The sequence below is a fragment of the Amycolatopsis circi genome, from assembly GCF_003385235.1.
Classification (GTDB): Bacteria; Actinomycetota; Actinomycetes; order Mycobacteriales; family Pseudonocardiaceae; genus Amycolatopsis; species Amycolatopsis circi.
Window position 1 is genome coordinate 1 of the sequence record NZ_PQIA01000220.1, and the last position, 8,814, is coordinate 8,814.

General features: G+C 69.6%; 10 protein-coding genes and 2 pseudogenes. 5 read left to right on the forward strand and 7 right to left on the reverse strand.

What is annotated here, in order from left to right; translation table 11 throughout:
- Window positions 1-347, reverse strand: a pseudogene (locus D0D37_RS44420) (RNA polymerase sigma factor ShbA); the annotation flags it as partial.
- Between the two features lie 447 nt (window positions 348-794).
- Here D0D37_RS44420 and D0D37_RS44425 point away from each other — a divergent pair.
- The gene (locus D0D37_RS44425; protein ID WP_020660750.1) at window positions 795-1,064 is read left to right on the forward strand and encodes a WhiB family transcriptional regulator; all 270 of its coding nucleotides are present in this window, start codon (window positions 795-797) and stop codon (window positions 1,062-1,064) included.
- A gap of 218 nt (window positions 1,065-1,282) precedes the next feature.
- On the opposite strand, the gene D0D37_RS44430 is transcribed toward D0D37_RS44425, so the two are convergent.
- Both D0D37_RS44430 and D0D37_RS44435 read right to left on the reverse strand, forming a co-directional pair.
- Window positions 1,283-2,344, reverse strand: a complete 1,062-nt coding sequence (locus D0D37_RS44430; protein WP_116206575.1) for an RNA polymerase subunit sigma-70 — start codon at window positions 2,342-2,344, stop codon at window positions 1,283-1,285.
- A 148-nt stretch (window positions 2,345-2,492) separates the two neighbouring features.
- Complete coding sequence (locus D0D37_RS44435) at window positions 2,493-3,101, reverse strand: TetR/AcrR family transcriptional regulator (protein ID WP_116206576.1); 609 nt, start codon at window positions 3,099-3,101, stop codon at window positions 2,493-2,495.
- Between the two features lie 100 nt (window positions 3,102-3,201).
- Between D0D37_RS44435 and dprE2 the strand changes: the two genes are divergently transcribed.
- Together dprE2 and D0D37_RS44445 are read left to right on the forward strand one after the other, a co-directional pair.
- Window positions 3,202-3,945 (forward strand): decaprenylphospho-beta-D-erythro-pentofuranosid-2-ulose 2-reductase, encoded by a 744-nt coding sequence (gene dprE2 / locus D0D37_RS44440; protein ID WP_116206577.1) that lies wholly within the window; start codon window positions 3,202-3,204, stop codon window positions 3,943-3,945.
- Between the two features lie 158 nt (window positions 3,946-4,103).
- Complete coding sequence (locus tag D0D37_RS44445) at window positions 4,104-5,330, forward strand: LCP family protein (protein WP_116206578.1); 1,227 nt, start codon at window positions 4,104-4,106, stop codon at window positions 5,328-5,330.
- Here D0D37_RS44445 and D0D37_RS44450 read toward each other — a convergent pair.
- The 4 genes from D0D37_RS44450 to D0D37_RS44460 are packed head-to-tail and all read right to left on the reverse strand — an operon-like array spanning window position 5,327 to window position 7,972.
- On the reverse strand, window positions 5,327-6,679 hold the full coding sequence (locus D0D37_RS44450) for a sensor histidine kinase (protein ID WP_116206579.1): 1,353 nt from the start codon (window positions 6,677-6,679) through the stop codon (window positions 5,327-5,329). The genes D0D37_RS44445 and D0D37_RS44450 overlap by 4 nt on opposite strands.
- Window positions 6,676-7,356, reverse strand: a complete 681-nt coding sequence (locus D0D37_RS44455) for a response regulator transcription factor (protein ID WP_116206580.1) — start codon at window positions 7,354-7,356, stop codon at window positions 6,676-6,678. Before D0D37_RS44455 ends, D0D37_RS44450 begins: the two co-directional genes overlap by 4 nt.
- Window positions 7,357-7,406: 50 nt before the next feature.
- Window positions 7,407-7,580, reverse strand: coding sequence for a hypothetical protein (locus D0D37_RS47245; protein ID WP_167493651.1), 174 nt, complete (start codon window positions 7,578-7,580; stop codon window positions 7,407-7,409).
- A complete protein-coding gene (locus D0D37_RS44460) occupies window positions 7,577-7,972 on the reverse strand; it encodes a hypothetical protein (protein WP_116206581.1) in 396 nt (131 codons plus the stop codon). Before D0D37_RS44460 ends, D0D37_RS47245 begins: the two co-directional genes overlap by 4 nt.
- A gap of 141 nt (window positions 7,973-8,113) precedes the next feature.
- Between D0D37_RS44460 and D0D37_RS44465 the strand changes: the two genes are divergently transcribed.
- Together D0D37_RS44465 and D0D37_RS48975 are read left to right on the forward strand one after the other, a co-directional pair.
- Window positions 8,114-8,485, forward strand: coding sequence for a winged helix-turn-helix transcriptional regulator (locus D0D37_RS44465; protein ID WP_116206582.1), 372 nt, complete (start codon window positions 8,114-8,116; stop codon window positions 8,483-8,485).
- A 179-nt stretch (window positions 8,486-8,664) separates the two neighbouring features.
- Window positions 8,665-8,814, forward strand: a pseudogene (locus D0D37_RS48975) (RNA polymerase sigma factor); the annotation flags it as partial.

Consider the following 8,814-nt stretch of genomic DNA (forward strand, 5'->3'; position numbering starts at 1 on the left):
GGCGAGAACCCGTCGAGCGACCAGGTCAGCACCGTGCGCTGGGTTTCCGGCAGCGTCGAGAGCAGTTCGACCGCGCGCGCGTTCCGCTCCACGACCGCGGCCAGCCGGTCGCCCGGCGGGTCGGCGGCCGGGGCGCCGCCGTCGAACCAGGTCTGCTCGGCGGCGAGCCGGACGGCGGTCAGCCGCACCGCCACGCGCGGGTCGCCCGGCGGCGGCCACGTCCCGGTTTCCTGGACGAACGCCTCCACCGCCACCTCGCGCGCGGTGCCCGGCCCGAGCCCGCCCGCGCACAGGAACGCCACGAGGCGAGGGAAATCGCCGCGAAAGAAGCCGTCGAACCCCGCCACGCGCACCCCCTCCCGATCCCGCACTTGTCGAACAGGTGCGGTGACGCGCCCGTGGGATGTAACGATCCGGTCACGGAAATGTGGTTAGGTTCGAGGCTGGTGGGTACCTGACTGGGACGGCCAACTTGCGCGACGAGGCGAGGGAAGGGGGAAACGGTGCACGGCAAAGGAAAACCGGGGCTCCCCGGGGCCGGAGAGCGTACGGCGCGCGAGCCGTAGCACGGGTCGGCGGCAAGCGCGTCCGCGATGTGAGCTGAATCGAAATTTCTCGCGCGGGCGGTGATCGGTGGTAACTTGGAAAGCCGGTCGTCCGCCGGGTCCTTCGCGGCCCGGGGCGGTTCGGCCGAAAAGCCCACCGAACACCCTCCGAAGGCATGGCGTGCCCGTGCGCGCGGAGAAGTCGGTTGACCACGGCTCGACAATGAGGACAGGAGGTGAAAAGCAACAATGGAACTCACGGCCACCAGTTGGCTCGCCCGCGCGGCGTGCCAGGACGAGGACCCGGAACTGTTCTTCCCGATTTCCGACATGGGTCCGGGGGCGCAGCAGGTCGCGAAGGCCAAGGCGGTCTGCGCGCGATGCCCGGTCCGCGCGGAATGCCTTTCCTATGCTCTCGACAACGGTCTCGGCAACGGGATCTTCGGGGGAACCACCGAGCTGGAGCGCCGGAAGCTGGTGCGAACCGGCTCCGCCGCCGCACAGCATCGAGTCGCCTGACCGCGAGCCGGTGACCATTTCCCGGCGGCGAGGGCGTTAGCAGTTTCCCCCACCACGACCGGCACGAAGCCCGGATCTCGGTGATACCGCCCGGGCGGCGATCGCACTCCAGCGACCGCCGCCCGGGCGTTTTTTTGCCGATCCGGCCGGAAACAGGCGGACCCGGCCCGCCGCCGATCTGCTGGCGGCGACCGGTTTGCGCCGTGGTCGCAGTCGGATCAGCAATCATCGGCACCGTATTCTTCGAACGTTTCGGCGAGTCCGTACGGCGCCAATGCGGCGGTTTCGAACGCGGCCATCGCCGTGACCAGTCCGTTTCGCACGGTGAGGACGCAGACGCCGAAAGCGCGATAAACCGATTCGCCGGGCGCGCGCAGATATCCGGCGACAGCGGGCTGCCGGTTCGCCCGCACCGGCACCATCCGGAAACTGCCCCGGTAGTACGGCGACAGCGGATCGAAACTCGGCCCGAGCGCGCCGAGAATCCGATCGCGACTGTCGAACCACAACGAGTACGGCGGCATCACCGCACGCGCGTCCTCGCTCAGCACAGCGGCCACAGCCTGCACGTCTGCCGATTCGTAGGCGGCGATGAACTTCCGCAGCAGCTCCGTTTCCTCCGCGGTCGTGCTGTCCGGAGCGGACCATTCGGCGCGGCGGGCGGGCAGGTTGGTGCGCAAGGTCTCCCGGCCCCGTTGCAGCGCGCTGTTGGCCGAGGCCACCGACGTGCCCAGCAGCTCGGCAGTGTCCTTTGCGGACCAATCGAGCACGTCCCGCAGGATCAGCGCGGCGCGCTGCCGCGGCGGGAGCAGCTGGATGGTGGCGAGGAACGCCAGTTCGATGGTTTCCCGTTCGACGACCGCGGCACCGGTGTCGTCCGGTGCCGCGGGGTCGAGCAGCAGATCGGGAAACGGGCCGAGCCAGGGCACGTCGAGCGCGGAGATCTCGCCCGCCGGGTCGGCCGCCGGACCCAGTTCGTCCGGCAGTGCCCGCCGCGGCCGCCGGGCGAGCGCGTCGAGGCAGACGTTCGTGGCGATCCGGTACAGCCACGTCCGCACGCTCGCCCGCCCGGCGAAGCCGGAACGGCCTTTCCAGGCCCGGAGAAACGCCTCCTGCGTGAGGTCCTCGGCCTCCTCGAACGAACCGCTCATCCGGTAGCAGTGCACGCGGATCTCGCGCCGGTGCCGCTCGAGCAGGGCGCCGAACTCCTCGTCGCTGGTCACCCGGGCAACGGTAGCTCGTGAGTGGCAATCACGGTTAGAACCGGGATTGCCACTCACGAGCCCCCTCAGGCCGCCTCGTCCGCCAGCCTCATCAGGCCGGACATCGCCTGCAGCACTTGCCGGTGGCTCATCGCCGCGGGCGCGGGCGATTCCGCGGTGGACAGGGACATGGCAGTCCTTTCCGGACTCGGGCGGGAGAGGCGGTTCAGCGCGGGTCGGGCAGGCCGGCGGCAGCGGCGGCGGCGGCCTCGTCGAAGATCTCGAGCAGCGGCTGGGTCCCGTTCCCTGCGGCCCACCGGCTGAGCGAGGTGTTGAGCACGCCGCCCGCCACCGCCAGCAGCAGCGACGGGAACAGGTCGTTCTCCGCGTCGGTGCCGGAGCGCTGCGCGATCGCGGCGATCATCGGATCGCGCGAGCCGGAGTTGAGCACGGTCGCCCGGATGAGCAGCGACGGGTCGCCGTGGATGATGCGCAACCGGGTCAGCCATTCGTCGCGGTCCCGCTCGATCTCGGCCAGGTCTTCCCGGACGGTCGCGATGAACGCCGGGAAGGCGTCGATCCCGGCTGGCTGCGCGACGAACCGGGCGATCGTCTGCTCGGCCCGTTCCGCGTGGTCGGCGTACGCGAGCAGCACGGCGTCCTCTTTGACCGCGAAGTAGTTGAAGAACGTGCGCGCGGACACGCCCGCCGCCGCGGCGATGTCGTCGACCGTGACCTGGTCCAGACCACGTTCGTCGATCAGCCGAAGCGCCGCGAGAGCGATGGTGCGATGCGTTTCGAGCTTCTTGCGCTCGCGAAGGCCGGGAGGGGTCACTGGATCAGCGTAGCCAGAACTTGCAGGCTCTGCAAAGTTGCAGTTTGTGAATCAGGGCACCTCGTGCCGCCCGAGCGCCGGACTGGCAGACTCACCGACCGTGAGCGGAACGGTGCTGGTGCTAGGCGGACGCAGCGAAATCGGGACGGCGGTGGCCGTCCGGCTGGCGCGCGGGGGCGCGAAGCGGTTCGTCCTCGCTGCGAGGCCGGGCGCGGATCTCAAAGAGCAGGCGGCCGCCCTGCGCGAGGCAGGCGCGGAGACGGTCGCGACCGAGGACTTCGACGCCGACGACCTCTCCGCACACCGCCCGCTGCTCGATCGCGTCATCAAGGAACACGGTCCGCTCGAAACGGTCGTGCTGGCTTTCGGCATCCTCGGCGACCAGGCCCGCGCGGAGACCGACGCGGCGCACGCCACCGCGATCGTGCACACCGATTACGTTGCCCAGGTGTCGGTGCTCACTCACACGGCGGAACTGTTGCGCACTCAGGGTTCCGGAAACCTGGTCGTCTTCTCGTCGGTCGCCGGGATTCGCGTGCGACGGGCGAATTACGTGTACGGATCGGCGAAAGCGGGGCTCGACGGGTTCGCTTCGGGCCTCTCGGACGCGTTGCACGGCACTGGCGTGCACCTGCTGCTCGTGCGGCCCGGCTTCGTGATCGGCCGGATGACCGAAGGAATGTCGCCCGCGCCGTTCTCCAGTACCGCCGATCAGGTCGCCGACGCGACAGTTTCCGCGTTGCGCCGGCGCCGCGAAGTGGTGTGGGTGCCGGGGATGTTGCGCTTGGTGTTCGCGGCGATGCGGTTCGTGCCGCGCGCGGTGTGGCGGCGGATGCCGCGCTGAACTCCCTGTGCCCGAAGGGATACCGGCTGTCGCGGCGCATTCGGCCGAACGGGCAGCATCACATCTTCGCGACAGGTTTCTCAGGCTATTCCCAGCTAACGCGGTGATCCTCGAACGCGGGGGTCGAAATCCGTCCCCGGGGAAGCGAGGAACCGGCCGTGCTGATCACGTCCCGGGGCCGCCGGATCGGCGGCCGGGCAGTGCTGGGGGTGGTGTCCACCCTGGTGCTGGCCGCGACCGGATTCGCGTGGTCGCAACTGCACCGGCTGGACACCAGTCTCGTCACCGCCGACGTGATCCCGCCCGCGGCGCAAGTTCCGGACACCCCGGCCGGGGAACCGCTCACCGTCGCGCAGAACATCTTGTTGGTAGGTCTCGATTCGCGCACCAAACCGGACGGGACGCCGTTGCCGCAGAACGTGCTCGACGCGCTGCACGCGGGCAGCAGTGACGATGGCGGCAACACCACGGACACGATGATCGTGGTGCACGTCCCGGTCGGCGGGACGGCCGCCACCGCGATCTCGATCCCGCGTGATTCCTATGTGGACATTCCGGGGTACGGCAAGCACAAGATTAATTCGGCGTACAGCCGTGCCCGGGCAGATCAACGGGGAAAGCTTGCGCAGCAAGGAATGAGCGGCCCGCAGCTGGAAGTGGCTGCCGACGCCGCCGGTGCGAAGTCGGCGATCGCCGCGGTGCAGAAGCTCACTGGGCTCACCATCAACCATTACGCCGCGGTCAATCTCTCCGGGTTCGCCGCGCTGAGCCAAGCGGTCGGCGGAGTGCAGGTGTGCCTGAAAGCGCCGGTGAACGATTCCTTCTCCGGAGCGAATTTCCCCGCTGGCGTCCAGACCATCTCCGGTACTCAGGCACTCGCCTTCGTGCGGCAGCGGCACGGCCTGCCGAACGGCGACCTGGACCGGATCGCGCGGCAGCAGGCCTTCATGTCGGCGATGGCGAAGACTGTCCTCGGCTCCGGCACCTTCACCGATCCCTCGCGGCTTTCGTCCCTTGTGGACGCTTTGGAAGGTTCGGTGACCCTTGACCAGGGCTGGAACCTGCTGAGCTTCGCTGAGCAACTGCACGGCCTCAGCTCGGGTGCGATCGCGTTCGGCACCATTCCGGTGCAGAGCCTGTCGCTGGCCACCCCTGCCGACGGCGACGCGGTGAAGGTGGATCCGGCGCAGGTGAAGCAATTCGTGCAGACGCAGATCAGCTCGCCGGACGTCTCGGCGTCCGGGGGAACGGATGATCCGGGCACGGTCCATCCGTCGTCCAGCGGCGGCGCGGTGCGGCCGATCGCGGAGACCACGACGCCGACTCCTCCCGCGGGCACTCCGGCGCAGCCGAAGATGACGACTGCCAGCGGGTGTGTGAACTAGGCCAGCGGCAGCGTGATGGTGAACGCGGCCCCGCCTTCGGGAGCTGGCCCAGCCGTCAGCGTCCCGCCCATCCGTGTCACCAGTCCGTGCGCCAAGGCCAAGCCGATGCCGGATCCCACCGGACGACTGTCGCGGTATCGGGCATTGAGGACGCCGCGTTCAAAAGCCACCGGATAGTCCTCCGGCGCGAGCCCAGGGCCGCCGTCTCGGACCGACAGGTGTGCGTGGCCGTCCGCGACCGTCAGTGCGAACACCATCGGCGCACCGGCGGGCGTGACGCGCAAAGCGTTCTCCGCCAGGCCGTCCACGACCTGGTGCAGCCGCCGGGCGTCGGCGGTCACCATGGCGGCTTCAGGGGGAGACTGCACGGTCAGCGGGACGTCTGAGCGGGTGCAGCGCAGTTGCCACACCTCCGCGCAGTCCCGGACCAGCGCGGCGAAGTCGAAAACGTCCAGGTCGAGCTGGAATTCGTCGGCCCCGAGACGGGCGAGTTCCAGCAGGTCGGACACGAGCCGCTCCAGACGTTGCGCCTCGCGGTGGATCGTCTCGCCGGCGCGGCGGGCGTCCGGGCCTTCGGCGACTCCGTCCGCGATCGCCTCGGCGAAACCGGTCACCGCGGTCAGCGGGGTGCGAAGTTCGTGCGACACCGACAGCAGGAATTCCCGTTGCCGGGCCTCGCTGCGGGCCAGCGCGTCGGCGAGTTCGTTCAGCGAGCCCGCGACTTGCGCGACTTCGGCAGGACCCTCGACCGGCACCCGGACGTCGCGTCGACCGGCGCTGAGACTGCCCGCCGCGGCGGCTGCGCGACGGAGCGGGCGGCCGAGGAGCCGTCCGGAGACATATCCGGCGATGGCGGCGACGAGAAGCCCGATGCCAAGGGCCAGAAGGATGTTGCGCAGCAACGCATGTTGCGTCGCCTCGGCGCTGCGCACCGGCTGCACGAGCGCGAACGCGGCTTGCGGGCCGACCGGCCGAACTTCCACGAGGTAGTCGACATTGCCGATCGCGACCCGCGTCGAATGGTCCTTTCCGGATGTGAGCCCTGCCCGTTCCGCCGCGCGCACCGCGGTCGCCTGGCCGGAATTCTGGCCGCTGACCCGGTGCACGACGACCTCGATGCCTTGTCCCCGCACGACCGCGGCCGCCTTGCCGATCGCGAGCCGGTTGCCGATGCCCGTGTCGTCGAGCTGCCCGGCGATGACGTCCGCCTGATCCCGCAACGACTGCTGCAGCACCGAATCCGCGGTATTGCGGACCAACCTGGACGCCACGAGCCCGGCGACCAGCACCGCGATTCCGGCGACGGCCAGGCACACCACGGTGATCCGGAGCGCGAGCGTGGTCTTCATCCGGCGTCCGCCGCGTAGCCGATGCCCCGGACTGTCCGAATTGGACTGTCGTCGCCGAGTTTCGCCCGCAGCTGCGCGACATGCACGTCGACGGTGCGGGTCCCGGCCGCGGCGGCGTAACCCCAGACCGCGCTGAGCAACTGATCGCGTGACAGGACTTGGCCCGGGTGGCGCAGCAAATGGGCGAGCAGGTCGAACTCGGTAGAAGTGAGCGTGATCTCGACTTCGCCCGCCCAAGCGCGGCGTCCGGGCACATCGATGCGCACGCCGCCGCAAGCGAGTGTCGTGGCCGGACTGCCCGATGCCCGGCGCAGGACAGTTCGTACGCGGGCGGCGAGTTCGCGCGGGCTGAACGGTTTGGTGAGATAGTCGTCTGCGCCAATTTCGAGACCCAGCAAGCGATCCAGCTCGTCGTCGCGGGCCGTCACGAACAACACCGGCGTCCAGTCGCCCGCCGCGCGCAGCGCTCGGCAGATCTCGATACCGTCCATTCCGGACAGTCCGATGTCGAGCACCACCGCGACCGGCCGCAACCGGCGGATCGCCGCGAGCGCCTTCGCGCCGTCCGGCTCGACCTCCACCCCGAACCCGTCGCGCCGCAGGTACAGCGCGGCGAGTTCGGCGATCGCGGTCTCGTCCTCCACGACGAGGACGAGACCGCGGCCAGCTGACCCCATGCGGGCTCCCGTTTCTCCGGCCGGCTACGTCGGGGGAAACGGTACGCGCGTCACCGCGACCCGTCGCCCGCCATGTCGGACTGGATCGAGTCCAGGGTGGACTGGATGCCGCTCAGATCGCCGTTCGACGCCGCCCCCGACGACGGCGCCGAACCGTTGTCGCACGCCACGCAGCCAAGCCCGACGGCGGCAGCCGCGGCAACGATCGCGATCAGCCGCTTCACTTGGGTGCCTGACAGTGCGCGGCAGCGAACGCGTCGAGCTGCTTCGTCGCGTTCGTCAGCTCGCCGATCCGGCTCTGCCGCTTGTCCGCCCGCTTCTGCAGCCGGTCGGCCTGCGCGGGGTGCCCCTTCGTGCGGGCGTCGTTCGCGCGGGCCTTGAGATTCGCGACCGACCCCGAGACCTCCGGTCCGCCGTTGATCCGGTTGGTCAGGTTCTGGGCCTGTTTGCGCAGTTTCGGCACCCAGGCCGTGCACATCTGCTGCACCTCCTGCGGGCTCAGCGTGACCGGGGCCGGAGCCGGAGCCTGCGTGTCCGCGCTGGCGATCGGCGCGGCCACGAGCAGTCCGGCCACGATCCCGCAGCCCGCCAGTGCCAGCCGCCTCGTTCCTCGCATCGTTCTCGTCCTCCCGTGTCGGTGTTCTGCGGACCACCGTCGCGCGCGGGTGTACGAGGGATGTGGGACGCATGTTCGGATTCGGTAAAGCCTGCTGACCCGGGGGAGTGTTACTCTCTTCCGGAGAGTGAGGAGGCCGCCGTGCTGGGAAATCCGTACGACCGCGACTGCCCGACGCGCCAGCTGCTCGACCGGATCGGCGACCAGTGGACGGTGCTGATCGTCGGCGCCCTGACGGACGGCCCGCTGCGGTTCACCGAGATCGGCAAGCGCGTCGAGGGAATCTCGCAGAAGGTCCTGACGCAGACCCTGCGCAGCCTGGTCCGCGACGGCATCCTGACCCGCACCGCGTACCCGGTCATCCCGCCGAAGGTCGAGTACGAGCTGACCCAGCTGGGCCGCAACCTCGCCGAACCGCTGGAACTGCTGGACCGCTGGGCCCGCCGGAACATGGACCAGGTGACGGCCGCCCGCGCGGCTTACGACGCGGAGAACGCTGCTACCGCTTCGTGAGTGCCGGTCCAGCCGTCCCTTAGCGTGCCGTCTCGCTGCTTTACAATCTGTGATCGACGGCACGGTGGGATCGGACGGTACAGATGACCGGGCGAGAATCGGATGGTGTCGACCGTTCAGGCAACGGGGGGACTGGCGAAGGACAACACACCACCGAGGTAGACCCGCCCTGGGAAGGCCTGACCGGCGCCGACCTGCACGCTGCTTGCATGGAAGCGGCGCGGGACGGCGATCGGCGCGCCATGGCGAAACTTGTCGACGAGCTGACGCCGCTCGTCTGGCACGTCGCGCGCGCCAACGGGCTCGACCGGCAGCTGGCCGAGGACGTG

What these genes read in the sequence shown, in the direction of transcription:
- D0D37_RS44425 (WP_020660750.1), top strand. Translation starts at nt 795, where the DNA reads ATGGAACTCACGGCCACCAGTTGGCTCGCCCGCGCGGCGTGCCAGGAC.
- D0D37_RS44450 (WP_116206579.1), bottom strand. Translation starts at nt 6,679, where the DNA reads ATGAAGACCACGCTCGCGCTCCGGATCACCGTGGTGTGCCTGGCCGTC.
- D0D37_RS44455 (WP_116206580.1), bottom strand. Translation starts at nt 7,356, where the DNA reads ATGGGGTCAGCTGGCCGCGGTCTCGTCCTCGTCGTGGAGGACGAGACC.
- D0D37_RS44460 (WP_116206581.1), bottom strand. Translation starts at nt 7,972, where the DNA reads ATGCGAGGAACGAGGCGGCTGGCACTGGCGGGCTGCGGGATCGTGGCC.